This is a genomic window from Burkholderia sp. AU31652 (genome assembly GCF_002223155.1).
Classification (GTDB): Bacteria; Pseudomonadota; Gammaproteobacteria; order Burkholderiales; family Burkholderiaceae; genus Burkholderia.
In genome coordinates, this window is sequence record NZ_NKFG01000005.1 from 800,115 (window position 1) to 819,622 (window position 19,508).

Here is a 19,508-nt window from a genome sequence, read left to right on the forward strand (position 1 = left end):
AATCTTTCTTGGATCTAGAAGATTATCGAATGGATGGGGCACGATGCTGGATCTGGATTTGCTGCACGCGTTCGTCGCCGTGGCCGAGACGGGCAGCTTCACGGCGGCTGCCGACGTCGTCGGCCGTTCGCAATCGGCCGTCAGCCAGAAAGTGTTGCGGCTCGAGGAGGCGCTGGGCGTGCGCGTGTTCGAGCGCACGAGCCGCTCGCTGAGGCTGACGCAGGAAGGTGAGCGCGTGCTCGCCGGCGGGCGGCGGTTGCTGGCGCAGTATGACGCGTTCATGCGCGAATGGCGGGAGCCGCAGCGAGTCGAGCGGTTGCGGCTCGGCGTCTCCGAAAATCTCGTACACGCGCAATTGCCGCTCATCCTGGCGCGTTTCGGCGAGCGCTTCCCGGCCGTTCAGCTGGAACTCGTCACCGGATCGAGCCCGGAACTCGCCGACGCGCATCGGGCCGGCCTGCTCGACGTGGTCTTCGCCCGGCAGAAGCAGGAAGGCGCGCCACTGCGCGGCCGCGTGATCTGGCGCGAGCCGCTGGTGTGGCTGGCCGCGAAAAACTACCGGAACGACCCGGGCCGCCCTGCGCGCCTCGTCATGATGCCGCCGCCTTGCGCCTATCGCGAAGTGATGACCGAAAGCCTGGATGCGGCACGCCGCGAATGGTCGGTGGGCTGCACGGCCAGCAATCTCACCGGCGTGCAGGCCGCGGTGGCGGGTGGGTTGGGCGTCACCGCGCTGGGCAAGTCGTTCCTGCAGCCCGGCATGAAGATCCTGCCGACGTCCGCGCAATGGCCGGCGCTGCCCGCGTCCGAAGTCGCCGTGATCGGTGAGGGGCCGGCCACGCAGCCCGTCGTCGAGCCGCTCGTCGGGATGTTCGTCGAGGTCCTGACGGCGCGTGCGTCGACGAGCCTGGATGCGACGATCGAATCGGATTAGCGTGCGCTGTCCGGCTTCTGTCCGGTCAACCCGGCAGCCGCTTCACGATATGCACTCGGCGTCTGCCCGGCCCAGCGCCGGAACGCGCGCGTGAAATTGGCCGGGTCGGTGAATTGCAGCCGCTCGGCGATCGTCTTCAGGTCGAGATCCGACGCGGCAAGCAACTGCTTCGCGTCGCGAAACCGCGCTTCGTCGAGCAATTGCCGATAGCTCGAGCCGGCTTCCTCGAGCCGGCGTCGCAGTGTGCGGGTCGACACGAGCAGCGCGTCGGCGAGCGTCTCCGGCCCCGGGTAATCGCCGGCGCCGCGTGCCAGCTCCGCGCGCACGCGTTCGACGAGGTCGCCTTCCTCCTGGCGCACCTGCGCATACTCGCGCTCCACCTGCACGAGCGCCTGCCGGTGCGCGACTTCGTCGGCGAGCGGCAGCGGCCAGTCGAGCACGTCGCGCGCGATCCACAGCGCGTTGGCGGCGCAGCCGAATTCGACCGGTGGCAATTGATCGCGATAGCGCGCGAAATAAGGCGGCTCCGGCCACGCGAACTGCAGATTGATCGGCGGCGACGTGCGCCCGGCCCATTGCGAGATGTTCTGCGCGAGCCCCGTAAGCACGAACTCGAACATCACGTGATGCTGCAGCACGGGGCTGGCCTGCACGCCGTGCAGTTCGAGCGTCGCGCCGCGTTCGTCTTCTGTATAGGTCAGGCGATATTGGCGATTGCGCATCCGGAAGTAGCGCTGCGTGACGGCGAGCGCTTCCCGGATGTCCCGCGCGGTCAGCGTCGCGTAGCCGAGAAAACCGTGCACGGTCGGCTTCAGCAGCAGCCCGAACGCGAGCCCGATGCCCGGATCGCCGCCGATCTCGATCGCATTGAGCACGAGCCGCCCCCATTGCGACGGCGCGACGCGCGCGTCCGGTTCGGCCAATACCGCATCGCGCAGGCCCGTGCCGGCGCGTACGGCGGCCAGATCGACGCCGCGCGCGGCCAGCGCCTGCAGCAGCAGGCGCGTATAGGCGACCGGAATCGTCGGCCGGCGCAGCCCGAGGCGGTCCTTGGCGAGAGAGGAGGTCATGTCGTCTTGGCCGGAAATGACAAGCATTATGGCTGTTTGCCCCCTCACGTTCAAGGCGGCGCGCGCCTACGATGTCACGCATCGCTTACTGGCACGAATCGGCACGCTCATCATGACCACGACCTTTCCCCACCTGCTCGCCCCGCTCGATCTCGGCTTCACGACGCTGAAGAACCGCGTGCTGATGGGCTCGATGCACACGGGCCTCGAGGACAGCCGCAAGACGCTGCCGCGGCTCGCCGAATATTTCGCCGAACGCGCCCGCGGCGGCGTCGGACTGATCGTGACGGGCGGCTTCGCGCCGAACGTGGCCGGCTGGACCAAGCCGTTCGGCGGCACGCTGATGACGTCGGCCGCCGCGCGGCGGCATCGCGAGATCACGGAGGCCGTGCACGCGGAGGACGGTAAGATCGCGCTGCAGATCCTGCATACGGGACGCTACGGCTATCACCCGTTCGCGGTCGCGCCGTCGAAGATCAAGTCGCCGATCTCGCCGTTCGCGCCGCACGAACTGAGCGCGCGCGGCGTCGAGCGGCAAATCCGCGCGTTCGTCCGCTGCGCGAAGCTCGCGCGGGAAGCCGGGTATGACGGCGTCGAGATCATGGGCTCCGAAGGCTACCTGATCAACCAGTTCATCTCGATGCATACGAACAAGCGCACCGACCAGTGGGGCGGTTCGTACGAGAACCGGATCCGGCTGCCGATCGAGATCATCGAGCGCACGCGCGAAGCGGTCGGCCGCGATTTCATCCTGATCTACCGGCTGTCGATGCTCGACCTGATTCCGGACGGCAGTGACTGGAGCGAAACCGTGCAACTCGCGAAGGCCGTCGAGCGCGCGGGCGCGACCATCATCAACACGGGGATCGGCTGGCACGAGGCACGGGTGCCGACGATCGCGACGTCGGTGCCGCGCGGCGCGTTCGCGTGGGTGACGAAGAAGATGAAGGGCGAGGTCGGCATTCCGCTCGTGACCACCAACCGCATCAACCGTCCCGAAGTGGCCGAGCAGATCCTCGCGGACGGCTGCGCGGACATGGTATCGATGGCGCGTCCGTTGCTCGCGGATGCCGAGTTCGTGGTCAAGGCCGCGCAGGGCCGTGCCGACGAGATCAATACCTGCATCGGCTGCAACCAGGCGTGCCTCGATCACGCATTCAAGAACCAGATCGCGTCGTGCCTGCTGAACCCGCGCGCGTGCCACGAGACGGAACTGAAATACACGCCCGCCGCGCAGCCAAAGCGCATCGCGGTGGTCGGCGCGGGGCCGGCCGGGCTCGCATGCTCGACCGTGCTTGCGCAGCGCGGCCATCAGGTCGATTTGTTCGACGGCGCGGCCGAGATCGGCGGCCAGTTCAACATGGCGAAGCGGATTCCGGGCAAGGAAGAGTTTCACGAAGCGCTGAGCTACTTCGGCCGCCAGGTCGAGCTGACCGGCGTGAACCTGCACCTGAACCGCCGCGTCGACGCGAGCGACCTGATCGCGGGCGGCTACGACGAGATCGTGCTCGCGACCGGCGTCGCGCCGCGCGACCCGAAGATCCCGGGGCAGGACGGGCCGAACGTGCTCAGCTACATCGACGTGCTCGCGGGCCGGCAGCCGGTCGGCCGGCGTGTCGCGGTGGTCGGGGCGGGCGGGATCGGCTTCGATGTCGCCGAGTACCTGGTGCAGGAGGGCGAATCGCCGGCGCTCGACCTGGAAGAGTGGAAGGCCGAGTGGGGCGTGACCGACCCGGCCGCGACGCGTGGCGGCGTGACGCGTGCACAGGTGAAGGCGCCGGCGCGCGAAGTGACGCTGCTGCAGCGCAAGGCCGCGCCGCTCGGCAAGGGGCTCGGCAAGACGACCGGCTGGATTCACCGCGCGACGCTGAAGATGAAGCAGGTGAAGATGATCGGCGGCGTGAACTATGAACAGATCGACGCGCGCGGGCTGCATGTGTCATACGGCGAGCAGCGCACCGATCACGAAGTGATCGAGGCCGACACGATCGTGCTCTGCACGGGGCAGGAGCCGCAGCGCGCGTTGCTCGAGCCGCTGCAGGCGGCCGGGCGCTCGGTGCACCTGATCGGCGGCGCGGAACTGGCCGCCGAACTCGACGCGAAGCGCGCGATCGATCAGGGCTCGCGGCTCGCCGCGCGGCTGTAACGAGCGGTCGCTGCGACGGCCCCTTTAAGGTACGCCGCGTGGCGGTGATCCGCTTGCGCGGCGATTCGTGGCTCGCCGTCTGCCGCCCCGATTCGCTCGCGCAGGACTGACATGAGCCGCAGCGCCGGCCGCGTCGCCACGTAATGTGGCGGCGCTACCCCGACAGACCGTGACGGCGACTGGCCATCACACGGCTCAGGCCGCTTCGGCCCGTTCTTCCTCTTCCGCTTCCAGCATCGCCTTGACGATCAGGTAGATGGCCGGCAGGTCGTCATCGTCGCGGCGCCAGTCGACCGGCTCCTCGACATCCGCGGCGAGCAGGCGGCTGTCGCGCAGCCGGATGAACGCGTCGACGACGGCCGGATCGTTGCGGCTCAGGAAGCCGGCATTCGAGAATGCCAGCTCTTCGACGTTCAGCAGTGCCTGCCAGCTCATCGTGCGCACGGCCGCGGGATGGGTGCGGCGCCGCAGGCCGAGCGCCCGCTGCGCGGGGCCGCCCGCGACACGCTGCAGATCGACGACCGCCCGCTGCGCGGCGCGCTCGAAGTGGACGGGGTTGAAGCCGGGTTGCTCGGGATCGAATGCGGATGCCTGGAACATGGTCGCCTCACAAAAGTCCGTTCGTCTGTGAATGACGGAATTCGGGTCAAATGGTGCAAAAGCACTGTAAATATATACAGTGTTTGGCGCGGTTTCAACCCCCGGATGAAGGATTTCGTGCGATGGCGATCGAAGCGGGCGGCCGCCCCGGGCACGCGACCGATCTACACCGCTGCCGCGATCGTCTCCCGCAACCACCGATGCGCCGGATCGCGATGCACGCGTTCGTGCCACAGCATCGACATTTCATAGCCGGGCACGTCGACGGGCGCGGCCACGACACGCAGCGCGGGCACGTCGCGCACCAGCCGCTCGGGCACCATCGCGACGAGATTGGTACTCGCCACGGCCGACAGCACGAACAGGAAATGCGGCACCGACAGCACGACGCGCCGCGTGGCGCCCACCTTCGCGAGCGCTTCGTCCGTCACGCCGAAGAAGCCGCCGCCGTCGGGCGACACGATCACGTGCTCGAGCGTGCCGAACTGCGCGAGCGTCGGGCGCCGCTTCAGCTTCGGGTGCCCGGCCCGGCCGATGAGCACGTAACGCTCGGCGAACAGCGGCAAGCGCCGCATGCCGGGCGGCGACGCTTCGGTCATATGGAAGACGAGGTCGATGCCGTTTCGTTCGGTATCCTGCTCGATGCGCGGCGGTACCAGCTCGACCACGGCGAGGCGCGTGGCGGGCGCGGCCGAACGCAGCGTGTTCAGCGCGGGCAGCACGATCGTCGATTCGCCGTAGTCGGTCGCGGCCACGCGCCACGTGTTCGTCGCGGTCGCGGGATCGAACGGCGTGGCTGGAATGACCGCGCGCTCGACCGCTTCGAGCGCATCGCGCAACGGTTCGCGCAGCGCTTCCGCGCGCGCGGTCGGCCGCATTCCACGCGGCCCCGGCAGCAGCAGCGGATCGCCGAACACGTCGCGCAGTTTCTGCAATTGCACGCTCACCGACGGCTGCGACATGTTCAGTTTCTCGGCCGCGCGCGTGACGTTGTGCTCGGCGAGCAGCACGTCGAGCGTGACGAGCAGATTGAGATCGAGTCGTCTGAAATTATTCATGGCTATACCTGGAATATCAGGAATTCATTTCAAATATACCGTTGGCGGCGGCATCCTGCAGTCATTCAATCAACGGAGTACCGAACATGAATGTGCTGATCGTCTATGCCCATCCCGAGCCGCGTTCGCTGAACGGCGCATTGCGCGACTTCTCCGTCGCGCATCTCGAAGCGGCCGGCCACACGGTGCAGGTGACCGACCTGTATGCGATGAACTGGAAGGCGGCGTTCGACGCGGACGACTTGACCGGGCGTGAGCCGGATGCGCGTTTCGATCCGTCGAACGACTCGAAGCACGCGTTTGCAACCGGCACGCAGCGCGAAGACATCGTGCGCGAGCAGGACAAGCTGCGGTGGGCCGATGCGGTGATCTTGCAGTTCCCGCTGTGGTGGTTCTCGATGCCGGCGATCATGAAGGGCTGGTTCGAGCGCGTGTATGCGTGCGGCTTCGCTTACGGCGTGGGCGAGCATTCCGACACGCACTGGGGTAATCGTTATGGAGAAGGTTCGCTTGCCGGCAAGCGCGCGATGGTGATCGTCACGGCGGGCGGGTGGGAGTCGCATTACAGCCCGCGTGGCATCAACGGACCGATCGACGACGTGCTGTTCCCGATCCAGCACGGGATGCTGTATTACCCGGGCTTCGCGGTGCTGCCGCCGTTCGTGATCTACCGGACGGGGAAGATGAACGACGTGCGCTTCGACGAAACGCGTGCGGCGCTCGGCAAGCGTCTGGATGAACTGTGGAGCACGCGGCCGATTCCGTTCCGCAGGCAGAACGCGGGCGATTACGAGATTCCGGCGTTGACGCTGAAGGACGAGATCGTGCCGGGAAAGGTGGGGTATGCGGTGCATCTGGCGCACGAGGGCTGATCGCGCGTGGTCATGAGCGGGCGACGTACCGTTCGATGCGCAGACGACCGGGCGGCTCGAAGTAAGTGCCGAAACGCACGAGCCCCGCGTTCTTCAGGTGGCAGGTCATCTCGAAGCTGACGAGGATGCCAGGATCGCGGTCATCGACGATTCCGACGTCGATCGAGCGGATGCGCGGCTCATACTTCAACAGTGTTGCTTCCATTTGCTGCTTGAGCAAATGCGCCGACGCGGGCAGAGCCTTGTAGATGTTCGTCAGGTCGGGTAGGCCATAGTCGGGCAGGTGTTTCAGCGCGCCTGCCCGCGTGTTGAGAATGCGGCGCACGTTCTGCTGAACGCTCAGGCATTCGAGTGTGCGGTCGTCGTAAGCGCCGATCGGTTCGCCGCCGATCTGGCCGAGCAGCATGTCGTAGAGGGACGGGCCGGCGGTCATCGATGGCTCCGTTGGCCTGCGCCTTCGTTGACGGCCCGCGGTACGTCGATGAAATCGATTGTCATCGTACCGTCGGGCGCTGCCGACAGCAGGATTTCACTCGGCGTGACACCTTCGGCCATCCGGGCAAGCAGTTCGTGCGAGACAACGGGCAGCACGCGTTGATTGAGGAACGCGTCGACGCTGCGTGCGCCGGATTCCCGCGACACGCAGCGTTGCGCGATCGATTCGATCAGGTCGTCGGCGTACGTCAGTGTCACGGCATGTTGCCGATGGAGGCGCCGGGCAATCTTGCCCAGTTTGATGCGCACGATCGACGCGAGCGCGGCGGCGTCGAGCGGCCGGTAGACGAGTGTCTGGAAGCGTGCGAGCAGCGCCGGCTGGAAGTGCGCGACCAGTTGTGAGTGAATGGCTTCTCGCAGGCCTGCCTGCGTAATCGACGCGCCGTCGGCTGTCGCGTCGTCGATTTCTGCACTGCCGAGATTGGACGTCATCACGATCACGCAGTTGCGGAAATCGATTTCGCGCCCCTCGCCGTCGCGCATCGTGCCACGGTCGAACACTTGATAGAAGATGTCGAGCACGTCGCGATGCGCCTTCTCGACTTCGTCCAGCAGGACGACGCTGTACGGGCGCTGACGTACCGCTTCGGTCAGCACGCCGCCGCGTCCATAGCCGACGTAGCCGGGCGGCGAGCCCTTGAGTTGCGACACCGTGTGCGCTTCCTGGTACTCGGACAGATTGATCGTCGTCAGTGCGGCTTCTCCGCCGAACAGCAGGTCGGCGAGCGCCAGTGCGGTTTCAGTCTTGCCGATGCCGGATGGTCCGGCCAGCAGGAACACGCCGAGCGGTGCGTGTTCGCTTTTCAGGCCCGCCTTGGCGGTGCGCAGGCTCTCGGCCAGTGCAGCGATCGCGTCGTCTTGTGCAATGACGCGGGCAGCGAGCGTCGCCTCGAGCGCGAGCAGGCTGCGCAATTCGTCCTCGACGAGATTGCCGACCGGCACGCCCGTCCATTCGGCGACGACACGCGCGATGGATTGTGCGTCGACGTCGGGCGAAATCATCGGTGCTTTACCCTGAACGGTCGATAACGCATCGATCGTGTTGGAGACGGCGACCGGATCGGGCGCCCGCTCGGACGCGCTGCGCAGCGTACGTAATATCCCGACGAGCTTGCGTTCCCGTGTGTACTGGCCGAGCAGCGCATCGGCAGTGTCGCGCAGGGTGTTGTGATCGATGTCGATGGCGGCGCGCCGTCCGGCGATATCGGCAATCCCGGCGCCGGCGTCCGCATCGAGTGCGGCGCGCTCCAGTTCGAGCGCCGCCAGCGTTGCGCGAGCCTGTTGCAGTTCCGTCGGCGGGACGTCGAGCGCCATCCGCACGCGTGCCGCTGCCGTGTCGATCAGGTCGACCGCCTTGTCCGGGAGCAACCGGGCCGGGATGTAGCGGCGCGACAGCCGCACGGCCGCGACGATCGCTTCGTCTCGGATGTGGACGTCGTGATGCTTCGCGTATCGGCTCGCAAGCCCGCGCAGCATCACGCAGGCCGTATCGTCGTCCGGTTCGTCGACCTTGATCACCTGGAAACGTCGTTCGAGCGCGGCATCGCGTTCGAAGTATTCCTTGTATTCGGCCCACGTGGTGGCCGCGATCGTGCGCAATTCGCCGCGCGCGAGCGCCGGCTTCAGCAGGTTGGCCGCGTCGGCGCCGCCGGCGGCGTTGCCTGCGCCGATCAACGTGTGCGCTTCGTCGATGAACAGCAGGATCGGCGTGGCCGAAGCCCGCACTTCGTCGATGACGTTCTTCAGCCGTTGTTCGAATTCGCCTTTCACGCCCGCACCGGCTTGCAGCAAGCCGAGATCGAGCGTCAGGATGCGCGTATCCCGGATCGTTTCCGGCACGCTGCCTTCGACTACGCGCAATGCGAGCCCTTCGACCAGCGCGGTCTTGCCTACGCCGGGCTCGCCGACGAGGATCGGATTGTTCTTGCGGCGCCGTGCGAGCACGTCGATCATCTGCCTGATCTCCCGGTCGCGGCCGAAGACAGGATCGATCTCGCCACGACGCGCTTTTTCGGTCAGGTCGAGTGCGAAGCGAGCGAGCGCGTCAGGTTCGACCGTGCGCGCTGGGGTGTGTTGCGGGGAGGTGGCCGACGGCGTCGTGCCGTCGGCGGGCAGATCGCCGGCCGAGTCGGTTTCGCGCGCTCGTATGGGGTCGTCGCCGGCGTTTTCGCACGACCGTCGTCCAAGCCGCGGCAGCACGCGCTGGATCTGCACGCTGGAGACCGACAGCAGTGGCCACGCACGCTGCGTTCGCAGCACGTGCGGCGCATCGACGATGGCCTGCAGCAGATGTCCGGAGCGAATGGTGCCGGCGCGATCGTCGGCCATCGCATGCACCCACGCATCCTCGATCACGGTGGCGAGCTGTCGCGACAGCGCCGGCATGCCGCGCAACGTGCGTGGAATGCGGTCGATCACCTCGATCATTGCCTCCCAGACGGCATCGATGTCGAGATCGTAGTGGCGCAGCAGCGCGGGAATGTCGCCATCGTCCGCCTCGATCAGCTTCAATACCCAGTGTTCGACCGCGATTTCGTCGGCGAGCCGGTTCTGGCAAAGACTCGCGGCGGCTTCGAGCGCACGCGTGCAGTGGGGATTGAGGCAGCGAATGAGATGGGAAGCGTCCCGGAGCGGCGGCGTCATGTCGGTAGCGGGTCAGGAGGGGAGGAGGGCGGTTGCCGGGAGCGGCGGAATTCCCGCCGCGCGAGCGACGGAATCCGCCAGCTGTTCAGTCCATCAGGAACGTTCGTTCCAGGTGTCCTTGTGGATGATGTTGCCGTCCTTGTACGACCACGTGATCGTCTCGTAGCGCAGTTCGACGTCTTCGAGATGGTTGTGCTTCTCGTAATCGGGGTTCTTGATGTCGAGCATCTTCGGCTTCACCGCCACGATCTTCACGTTGTCGAGTTTCGTGTTGAAGTATTCCTTCTCCTTGCCCGCGTCGTCGATTCGGTACCACTTGATCTCGACCGACTTCAGCGTCTGGCCGCTCGTCACAGCCTTGTACAGATAGGGCGTCGATGCGTCCGTCTCCTTCGTCAGCGTGATCGGCTTGTGCACGCGCGTGCCGGTCAGCTTGCCCGTATTGCCGTCGGTTGGAATGTGCACGCCATGATCGAACGCAACCAGTTCGACGCTGCCCTCGCGATCCTGGACGGTCACCGAACCCTTGATGTCCGCACCGCCGTCGTCCTTGAGCCACATGTAGGCCGGAATTGCCATTTGTTCACTCCTTCTTCTTCGTACTACGAATCGCCGGAATCGGATTCCGGCGTTGACAAACCCGAGGCGGCCGCCTCGGGAACCCAAACGCGTATTACTTCGCGGCACCGGTCGGGACGGCAGGCACCGGTGTATCGGGCACGAGCGTGATCTCGACCCGACGATTCTTTGCTCGCCCCTCCGGTGTGGCGTTATCCGCGACCGGTCGCGTATCGCCATAGCCCTGGATCGCGAACTGTGTCGGTGCGATGCCGGATGCCTCGACGAGCCAGTCGCGCACGGCCGACGCTCGCTCGATCGACAGCTTCAGGTTGCGATCGGGCCGGCCCTGATCGTCTGCATAGCCGGCGACGAGCACGCGCTTGCCGGGATGTGCCTTGATCAGTGCGAGCGCGTCGACCATCGCGCGCGTGGTGCCCGTCTTGAGCTGCGCTTTGCCACTGTCGAACAGCGACATGCTGTCCAGCGTGACGACGGCGGGCGGCGGTGGGGGCGGTTCATACGAGGCGATGGCTTCGTTGAGGACCGGCAGCAGCGGTGCACCGTGATAAGTGCCGAACGACAGCCGGAGCGGAACGCCGACACGCGCGTACCGGTCGAGCTGATCGCGATCCGACGCAAGGACCCGGAGCGCGTCGCGTTTTGCCGCGTCCTGCGTGGCAGGGATACCGTTGTAGCGTTCGAGGTGCTCGCCGATGCGAGCCATCAGCGCCTCGTTGTTCTTCGCGGCGCAGCAGATGGCGGCGATCGCAGCACAGGCAACGATCGCAATGACGTGCGCGACGGCGGTGATGCGCGGCGATCGCCACGACCGGCGTGGCGTCGCGTCGATCAGCGGCTGCGGCAAGGGCCAGGGCAGCGGCGACGCAGGCAGTGCAGAGGGAGCGATACCCGTCTGGCCGCGTACTTCACGTTCCCACGGTTTGCCGGGGCCCGTTGCCGGGCCATGGTCGATCCAGCCGGCGCCGAACAGCGGCCAGGGCGAGGCGGGCTGGCGTCGATCCGTCAGCGGGTCGAACACGATACGGCGGCTCCATCCGATCATCGACGCGATTCCGGCGGCACGCGCCGCGACCGCCTGGCTTCCGTCGGCATGGAACGCATCCGACTCGGCTGCGTCGATTGCGGCGTCGAAGCGGTGCAGATCGACGATTGCCGATCCCGTCGACATGCCATACCACTGGGCCGCCGATTCACCGGCCGCCGGCATCGTCGCGGCATCTGCGTTCGAGAGTCGCTGATAGAGGGCGACGTAGCCCGGCAGCGACGTGCCGAGCATGCGAGACGCATCCGCAACGGCCTGACGGATCACGCGCAACGACTGCGACAGCGTATCGTCGTTCGCATGAAGGCCCGGCGCGACCGACAGCACGACGCAATCCGGCGCATGGCCGTCGCGCCACTGGCGGACCGCGACAGCGAGCCGGGGGAGATCCTGGGGCCGATCTGCGCGTAACCAGATTGCACCGTCGCCAACATGGACGAAGCGCGAGCGTGCCGTATCGCGATCGAACAAGGCCGGCAGGCCGTCACCGATGACGAGGGCGAGCGGCATTCTCGTGCGCAGAGCGACGGGCAGGTCGGCGGTCGCTGCGCCGAGCTGCGCGATCACGTGTACGTTCCGTTCGCGAGCCCGCGTCAATCTGCGCGAATGCCGCCAGAGGATCAGCACGGAGAGTGCGACGACGAATGCCACCCATCCCCACATGACGCCGCGATCGACGGGCATCACCCCTCCGATGACGGCCAGCGTCAGCGCCGCGGACAGCGTCACGACCGAGCGTAGCGGATAGCCCAGGCCCGACAGGGCCGCGCGTGCCGCATCGGAATCGGTGTGGGTGGCGGCAGGTGGGTGCGTGGTGTCCGAAGTCACGGCCGTTTCACTTTCTGAACGAGTTGTGCCAGTTCCGCATCGAGGATGCGATCCCACGCGAACCAGACGAGTATCGCGATCACGCAGGCCGTTCCCGCGATCGCCCATGGCGACAGGCTTCTGAGACGGTCGATCAGACGCGTGTTCGAGCGATCGGTGACGAAGCCCGGCCGCGTGGCCGGCCGCAACTGATCTATCTGCGCCACCAGTGCGGCGATCAGTGCCTGACGTTTCGCTTCGCCGTCGTGCGCGTCTGCCGATGCGCCCGAGCGGGCGGCGTAGCGTCCGCGGAATCCCAGGCCGAGAACGGCCGCGTAGCATTCGAGCAAGTCGACGTTCGGTGCGGGTTCGCGCATCCGGAACTCGAGCCGTGCGTAAATGCGCGTGCCGGCGTCGTGCGTGCCGAATCGGTCGACCTGCAACGGTCGGGACTCCCAGTCCCCCTTGCTGGCGGCCGGCAGATACCGCAGGGCGGCTTCGTCGATCAGCCCGCACTGGGCGATGACGGCATCGTCCCGTACGTCAGCGGCAATCCCTTGCGCATCGAGCGCTGTCGAGAACTGGGCGACGAGCCGGAGGCATTGCCGACGCAGGTTCTCCTGGTTGTCGACCTGACCGCCGTTCGACAGATGAGAGACGAGCAGCGCCGTATCGCGCAGCAGCGCACGTATCGACGCTCGAGGCGAGTGACCGGACGACGGCTCCCGCGCAAGCAGTGCGGCTTCGTGACGTGTGGAGACGAGGGTGTTCATCAGCGCAGCACCGCATAGAGTTCGATCGACGCGTCGGGAACCGACGCCGGCAGATAGATCTGGCAGGCGCGTGCGGCGAGCATCCTCGCATGCGCGGCGTCGCGCGCATCGAGCGCGAAATAGTGGTTGTCCAGCCGGACCGGAATGGCGCCGGGCACCCGCTGCACAGCCTTGAGCGGAATTCCCGCAACGGCGGAATTGACGATATGTTCGACGTCGTCCGGTGCGCCGATCTTGCACAGGCGCGGGAACTGTTCGACGAGCTCGAATGCCGGCAGTGCGGCGTTGACGGACAGATACCAGTCCGCGGCCCCTTCGACGATGCGTTCGTCGCGGAACTGGCCGACCCAGGTGGTCGGCGTCGTATGCGAGAGCCCGATCGAGACGACCCGTGACGGGATGATCGCGTCGAGCAGATCGCGAATCAGCGATTCGAGCGTCGTGAACACGTCATGGGCGCTCGCATGATCGTAAGGGGGAATATCGGTCAGCGAGACGCGCGTCGAGAACGTGGTCAGCGAGCCGGCCAACTGGGTGAGTACCTGGTACAGGCGATCGGTCGGCTGCCCCGGGTGCGACGCCAGGAAGCGCAGTTGCGGCCAGGCCTGATGAATGCAGTTCAGGAGCCAGAAAAGCTGGACGTCGGCGACGCCGTATTCGGCCACCTGCTCGATGCGCTCGCTGCGGCGCGCACCGAGGATCGAGCTTTTGGCGGCGAGGATATCGGCGATCCGTTGGACGCGCTCGATATGCAGCGCGTGACCGGATAACGTCAGGCAAGGCGGGACATATCGGCGATCGACCTGGAACTGTCCGCTTGTCGTCCGTATCAGTCGTGCGATAGCGCATGCCGTGTCGTCCGCGTGCGACTCGAAGCCGAACAGCAACCGGACGGCGTGGCGCTCGGCGGCGATTTCGGTTTCGCTTGCGCCGTTCAGGTCTGTCACCTTGACGAATTCGCGATACGCGCGCCGCGGGCGGGCCAGCGCCGTTTCGTCGAAGCGGCAGTTGTTGCCGTTCGCATCGGGCAGCGCGAGCGCGGCCAGCACGTCGATGGTCTGGGCATCGACAGGAATTTCGCTGGTCAGGTCGCGCGCGGGCGGCAACGCATCGGCGACGGTCGTGTCGATCGGCGTGCCGTCGGGGAAGCGCAATTGCAGCCGGGTGAGCTTCAGGCGACCGGCGGCAAGAGCCTCTTCGTCGACGTCGACGTTCAGCGTCCCCCACGGCTCAACGGCAATCGCCGAAGCCAGTTGTTGCAGCGCGAACCTGTTCCAGCGTTCCTGCTGCTGGAAATGCTGCTGCGTAAGAATCAGCCCTTCATGCCAGAGCGGCTTGTCGATCCGCATGGTTTGGTTGTAATGATCCATGAATTATGAGGCGCCGATTCTATACATCGTTTTGCGATTTCGTATACCCCGGTTTATTCGAATTTGTTGAAAATCGTGTCGATTAATTTGAGATAAATGGGTATTTATTGTGAGATTGATTGGGTGGGTTTGGTTTTCATGTGTCGAATCATGAGGTGCAGTTTTTTATTAAGATTTTGCCTAGCCTTTGTGTGAAATTTATCGCATAAAAATCATATAGATAGGGGGAATTTAAGGATTATTTTGATATCGTTTGCGGGTGGCGTCATGGCGCCGTAGCGTGCGTCGAGAGATCGCGTGAAAGTAGGACAAGTCTTATGCTCGAAAAATTGCCGTGTCGTTAATTTCCGATTTTTTGTGTTTCGGGTTTACTCGTTGATAAAGGCCGTGATATTTTCTGCCGCCTGAGTCGGATATCGGGCCGCGAATATCCGACTCGGTCGTCCGTCGATGCACGTTGCGGGGTTCGGCATGGGCGATGCGGACGACGGAGCATCCGTGGTCGTGGGTGCGTGTCGCGGAGTCTTCAAGCTTCCTGAGATAAGGAGAACGAATTGGATAGCTTTCAGCGAGAGATCCCGAAGAGCCGGGTGTCGATCACCCTCGATCTGCATACGGGCGGGGCGCAGAAGAAGGTCGAGCTACCCCTGAAGCTGCTGGTGGCGGGCGACTTCAGCGCCGGGCGCGAACAGGCGCCGCTGGCCGAGCGCAAGAAGGTAAACATCGACAAGAACAACTTCGATGCGGTGCTGGCCGACTACGCGCCGGATCTCAAGATCGCCGCGGACAACACGCTGGCCGGCGACGGTTCGGAACTGCCCGTCAACCTGTCGTTCCGGTCGATCAAGGATTTCGAGCCCGAGCAGGTGGCGCGCCAGATTCCCGAGCTCCAGGCGCTTCTCGCGATGCGCAATCTGCTGCGCGACCTGAAATCGAATCTGCTCGACAACGGCACGTTCCGCCGCGAGTTCGAGAAGGTGCTGAAGGACGATCGCCTGTCCGCGAAGCTGCGCGGCGAGCTCGCGCAGATCGCGACCGCCGCGACGCAGCCGGAAGGGCATGCGTGAACGCCGCTGGGCAAAACGCGCGTTCAGCGCATTCCGCAACATCGTAGCGATTCGATCGCAGACAGGACCCGAGATGAAACCCACTGAAACCCAGCAGAGCGGCGCGACCGAGACCGTCGTGCTGGACGCCCCGCACGGGGATATCGACAGCGTCTATGCGTCGCTGTGCAGCAAGATCAACCTGAAACCGATCAGTGAAGCGCGACCGCTCGAGGCGTTCCGCGACAACGACATGCTGTCCGAGGCATCGGCCGACGAACGGATCGCACGCGGCATGGGCGCGTTCCTCGAACTCGTCGCAAAGGCGAGCCAGCCGGTGGACCGCCTCGACAAATCGCTGCTCGACTTCCATATCGGCCAGATCGACCGGCAGATCGGCCGCCAGCTCGACGCCGTGATGCATACGTCGGAATTCCAGGCGCTCGAAGCGCGCTGGCGCGGCCTGAAGATGCTCGTGAGCCGCACCGATTTCCGCAAGAACGCGCGCATCGAAGTGCTGGACGTATCGAAGGATGCGCTGCAGCGCGACTTCGAGGATACGCCGGAACTCATCCAGAGCGGCTTGTACCGCCTGACGTACATCGAGGAATACGACACGCCGGGGGGCCAGCCGATCAGCGCGATGATCAGCGACTTCGAGTTCGCGAATTCGCCGATGGACGTCGCACTGCTGCGCAACATTTCGAAGGTGGCGGCCGCGGCGCACATGCCGTTCATCGGCTCGGTCGGTCCGGCGTTCTTCGGCAAGCAGTCGATGGAGGAAGTCGCGGCGATCCAGGACATCGGCAACTACTTCGATCGCGCCGAATACATCAAGTGGAAGAGCTTCCGCGATACCGACGACGCCCGTTACGTGGGCCTGACGATGCCGCGCGTGCTCGGCCGTCTGCCGTACGGCAAGGACACGGCGCCGGTGCGGGCGTTCAATTACGAGGAGGCCGTCAAGGGCCCCGATCACGACAAGTACCTGTGGATGAATGCGTCGTTCGCGTTCGCGGCGAACATGGTGCGCAGCTTCGTGAGCAACGGCTGGTGCGTGCAGATCCGCGGGCCGCAGGCGGGCGGCAAGGTCGAGGATCTGCCGGTCCACCTGTACGACCTCGGCACCGGCTACCAGCCGAAGATCCCGACCGAGGTGCTGATCCCGGAAACGCGCGAGTTCGAGTTCGCGAATCTCGGTTTCATTCCGTTGTCGTTCTACAAGAACCACGACTTTGCGTGCTTCTTCTCCGCGAACTCGGCGCAGAAGCCTGCGTTGTACGAGACCAAGGAAGCGACCGCGAACAGCCGCATCAATGCACGGCTGCCGTACATCTTCCTGCTGTCGCGCATCGCGCACTACCTGAAGCTGATCCAGCGCGAGAACATCGGCACGACCAAGGATCGTCGTCTGCTCGAACTCGAGCTGAACAACTGGATCAAGGGGCTCGTGACCGAGATGAAGGATCCGGGCGACGAGTTGCAGGCGTCGCATCCGCTGCGCGAGGCGAAGGTCACGGTCGAGGATATCGAGGACAACCCGGGCTTCTTCCGGATCAAGCTGTTCATCGTCCCGCACTTCCAGGTCGAAGGGATGGATATCGGGCTGTCGCTCGTGTCGCAGATGCCGAAGGCCAAGAACTGATCTGACGTTTGATCGTGAGCCGCCGGGGTGACGATGGTTGCCCCGGCGGTGTCGTGTGGTTGCGCAACCGAGAGAGTCGATGTCGATGATTTTGCCTACGCAGGCTTATGAATTGAAGCTGTCGCCGCATCCGGCGCCATTCTCGATCCTGAAGTTCACCGGGCTTGATCGGGTGAGCCAGCTTTATCGGTACGAGATCGAATTCACAAGCCCGATGGCGGGAATTCCGATGGACCAGGTGCTGGGTCGGCCGGCGAAGTTCGTTGCCGATCCGGTCGATCCGGACATGGATTACCTGCGGAAGATGTTCGGGGAGAACGCTGCGCAGTTCAGTGCAAAGCCGGCGGCGTATACGGTGCATGGCGTCATCACGCAGTTCGACGAGCTCGAGACGTCGGCGGACGAAACGCGCTACCGGGTCGTGCTGGAACCGACGCTGGCGGATCTCGATCGTGGCGTGACCAGCCGGCTGTTTCAGAAGCAGTCTGTCGAGGAGATCGTGACCGACACGCTGCGGCACTACGGGTATCGCGCGGGTGTCGATTTCCAGTTCCAGTTGCGCGGGCAGTACAAGCGTCGTGAATACGTGACGCAATATCACGAGACGACGTTTGCCTTCATTCAGCGGATTTGTGCAGAAGCGGGGATCTGGTTTCGCTGGGAGCAGAAGAAGGATCGCGCGGTGGTCGTGTTCGGCGACGATCTGGATGCGTATGCGCGCAAGCAGCGCACGGTGCCGTATCGGCGTGACTCGGGGCTCGAAAGTGTCGGCGCCGATGCGATCAAGACGCTCGGGCGAGAGATGAAGCGTGTGCCGGAGGCCGTGCGGCTGCATGACTACAACCATCGGCAGGCCGGGGTATCGCTGCTGGTCGAGGAAAACACGGCGCGCGACGACAAGACAACGAATGCCGTCGATTACCGCTGGGGCGAGCATTACGAGACGCCCGAAGAGGGGAAGCGGGTTGCTCGGTTGAGACATGAAGCGTATCTGGCCGATCAGATTACGTTCAAGGGGACGGGCAATCCGTTCTGGCTCGAAGCCGGCGAGGTGATGCGGGTCGAGCCGAAGCCGGCCGACGCGAAGCACGGGGTGTTCGTCACGTCGGTCGAGTCGCACGGCGGGCGGAACGAGGCGTACTGGGTGGCGTTCGAGGGGATTCCGTCGGATCGGGTATGGCGCACGTCGCTGGCTTCGGTTTCGCGGCCGGTGGTCGACGGGATTTTGCCGGCGCGGATTACGTCGCCGGGCAACTACAAGTATGCGTATCTGACCGAACAGGGCTGGTACGTGATCAAGCTGCCGTTCGATCTCGATGAATGGAGCCCGGGTGGGACGAGCCGGCCGGTGCGGTTTGCGAAGCCCTATAGCGGTGACAACTACGGGCATCACTTTCCGTTGATCGATGGGGCGGAGGTGGCGATCGTCCATACGGATGGCGATCCGAACCGGCCGGTGATCATCGGGGCGATGCATGACAGCGTGCATCCGGATCTGGTCAACAACCTGAACCATACGCGGAACCTTATTCGGACGGCTGCGCAGAATGAGTTGCGGATGGAGGATAAGGAGGGCAACGAGCATGTCCACCTGATAACGCCGTTCCGGGCAAGCCAGTTGAATCTGGGGTTCATGGTGGACACCGATCGTAAGGCGCGCGGAAAGGGGGCCGAACTCGCTACCGATGGACACGCGTCGATTCGGGCAGCAGACGGCGTGCTCGTATCGGCCGAGGCACAACCAGGTGGGGCCGGCGAGCAGCTTGCGATGCAAGACGCGGATGCAACGTTCGCGCAGGCTGAAGAAATTCTGCGTTCGCTCAATGATGCCGCGAGCGTTGCAAAGGCACTACAAGCCGAGGCCAACCAGCAACGTGAGCTCATCGAGAAGAAGCTAAGCCGTCTCCAGAAGCCCGTCATTGTTGCGAGTGCACCCGAAGGTGTTGGCATCGCAAGTGGGCAGCACGTTCAGGTCGCTGCACGCAGGCAGATGTTCGTCACAGCGGGCGACGGATTCGATCTCGGCGTAATGAAGCGAATCACGGTGGCGGCCGGTGAGGCGATTTCGTTCCTTGCGGCGAAGCTCGGGATTCGACTCTTCGCAGCAAAGGGCAAGGTCCAGATTCAGGCGCAAGGCGACGGCATGGAACTGATGGCGATGCGGGACATGCAGATGAGTTCGTCGGACGGTGAAATCACGATAACCGGGCGAAAAGGCGTCACGATCGGTGACGGCTCGGGTGCCTATATCAAGCTGTCAGGCGGAAAGATCGTTCTTGGGAGTCCTGCGGGCGAGATCGAGCTGAGAGGCAATCTGACAGTGAACGACGCCGACGGCGGGAGTTTCAAATTCCCGACGTGGTCCGCAGCGCCGCTCAATGACGTAAAGAGCACATTGAATTTCGGATTCTCGGAGTAAGCCTGA

15 protein-coding genes are annotated in these 19,508 nt (G+C 64.7%); 6 read left to right on the plus strand and 9 right to left on the minus strand.

Going from position 1 to position 19,508, the window contains the following annotated elements:
• Positions 1-43 precede the first annotated feature (43 nt).
• Positions 44-934 carry a LysR family transcriptional regulator gene (locus tag CFB40_RS21185; protein ID WP_089432309.1) on the plus strand — a complete coding sequence of 297 codons (891 nt, stop codon included), beginning with the start codon at positions 44-46 and terminating at the stop codon, positions 932-934.
• On the opposite strand, the gene CFB40_RS21190 is transcribed toward CFB40_RS21185, so the two are convergent.
• Positions 931-2,031 carry an AraC family transcriptional regulator gene (locus tag CFB40_RS21190; protein ID WP_089432310.1) on the minus strand — a complete coding sequence of 367 codons (1,101 nt, stop codon included), beginning with the start codon at positions 2,029-2,031 and terminating at the stop codon, positions 931-933. The two genes, CFB40_RS21185 and CFB40_RS21190, sit on opposite strands and share 4 nt — an antisense overlap.
• Before the next feature lie 85 nt (positions 2,032-2,116).
• On the opposite strand from CFB40_RS21190, the gene CFB40_RS21195 reads away from it, so the two are divergent.
• Positions 2,117-4,150 (plus strand): NADPH-dependent 2,4-dienoyl-CoA reductase, encoded by a 2,034-nt coding sequence (locus CFB40_RS21195; RefSeq protein ID WP_089433265.1) that lies wholly within the window; start codon positions 2,117-2,119, stop codon positions 4,148-4,150.
• 195 nt (positions 4,151-4,345) lie between these two features.
• Here the strand turns inward: CFB40_RS21195 and CFB40_RS21200 are convergent, their stop codons facing one another.
• Positions 4,346-4,750: a DUF2471 family protein gene (locus CFB40_RS21200; RefSeq protein WP_089428103.1), complete on the minus strand. Its 405-nt coding sequence runs from the start codon at positions 4,748-4,750 to the stop codon at positions 4,346-4,348.
• A 164-nt stretch (positions 4,751-4,914) separates the two neighbouring features.
• Entirely contained in the window at positions 4,915-5,808 is an 894-nt protein-coding gene (locus CFB40_RS21205) for a LysR family transcriptional regulator (protein ID WP_089432311.1), read from the minus strand.
• Between the two features lie 86 nt (positions 5,809-5,894).
• Here CFB40_RS21205 and CFB40_RS21210 point away from each other — a divergent pair, with 86 nt between their 5' ends.
• On the plus strand, positions 5,895-6,680 hold the full coding sequence (locus tag CFB40_RS21210) for an NAD(P)H-dependent oxidoreductase (RefSeq protein ID WP_089432312.1): 786 nt from the start codon (positions 5,895-5,897) through the stop codon (positions 6,678-6,680).
• 10 nt (positions 6,681-6,690) lie between these two features.
• Here the strand turns inward: CFB40_RS21210 and tssE are convergent, their stop codons facing one another.
• From tssE to tssK, 6 genes are all read right to left on the minus strand, one after another.
• Positions 6,691-7,113 (minus strand): type VI secretion system baseplate subunit TssE, encoded by a 423-nt coding sequence (tssE, locus tag CFB40_RS21215; protein WP_089428100.1) that lies wholly within the window; start codon positions 7,111-7,113, stop codon positions 6,691-6,693.
• Positions 7,110-9,818 (minus strand): type VI secretion system ATPase TssH, encoded by a 2,709-nt coding sequence (tssH, locus tag CFB40_RS21220; protein WP_089432313.1) that lies wholly within the window; start codon positions 9,816-9,818, stop codon positions 7,110-7,112. Before tssH ends, tssE begins: the two co-directional genes overlap by 4 nt.
• 93 nt (positions 9,819-9,911) lie before the next feature.
• Positions 9,912-10,397, minus strand: coding sequence for an Hcp family type VI secretion system effector (locus CFB40_RS21225; protein WP_006750272.1), 486 nt, complete (start codon positions 10,395-10,397; stop codon positions 9,912-9,914).
• 94 nt (positions 10,398-10,491) lie between these two features.
• Positions 10,492-12,270 (minus strand): OmpA family protein, encoded by a 1,779-nt coding sequence (locus CFB40_RS21230; RefSeq protein WP_256976880.1) that lies wholly within the window; start codon positions 12,268-12,270, stop codon positions 10,492-10,494.
• Positions 12,267-13,022: a DotU family type IV/VI secretion system protein gene (locus CFB40_RS21235; protein WP_179255296.1), complete on the minus strand. Its 756-nt coding sequence runs from the start codon at positions 13,020-13,022 to the stop codon at positions 12,267-12,269. The genes CFB40_RS21230 and CFB40_RS21235 overlap by 4 nt, the downstream gene beginning before the upstream one ends.
• A complete protein-coding gene (tssK, locus tag CFB40_RS21240) occupies positions 13,022-14,371 on the minus strand; it encodes a type VI secretion system baseplate subunit TssK (RefSeq protein WP_089433267.1) in 1,350 nt (449 codons plus the stop codon). The genes CFB40_RS21235 and tssK overlap by 1 nt, the downstream gene beginning before the upstream one ends.
• A 575-nt stretch (positions 14,372-14,946) precedes the next feature.
• On the opposite strand from tssK, the gene tssB reads away from it, so the two are divergent.
• The 3 genes from tssB to CFB40_RS21255 all read left to right on the plus strand — a co-directional run bounded on the left by tssB (position 14,947) and on the right by CFB40_RS21255 (position 19,502).
• Positions 14,947-15,459: a type VI secretion system contractile sheath small subunit gene (gene tssB, locus CFB40_RS21245; protein ID WP_034185094.1), complete on the plus strand. Its 513-nt coding sequence runs from the start codon at positions 14,947-14,949 to the stop codon at positions 15,457-15,459.
• 73 nt (positions 15,460-15,532) lie between these two features.
• On the plus strand, positions 15,533-17,083 hold the full coding sequence (gene tssC / locus CFB40_RS21250; RefSeq protein ID WP_089432315.1) for a type VI secretion system contractile sheath large subunit: 1,551 nt from the start codon (positions 15,533-15,535) through the stop codon (positions 17,081-17,083).
• 79 nt (positions 17,084-17,162) lie between these two features.
• Positions 17,163-19,502: a type VI secretion system Vgr family protein gene (locus CFB40_RS21255; protein ID WP_089432316.1), complete on the plus strand. Its 2,340-nt coding sequence runs from the start codon at positions 17,163-17,165 to the stop codon at positions 19,500-19,502.
• Positions 19,503-19,508 lie beyond the last annotated feature (6 nt).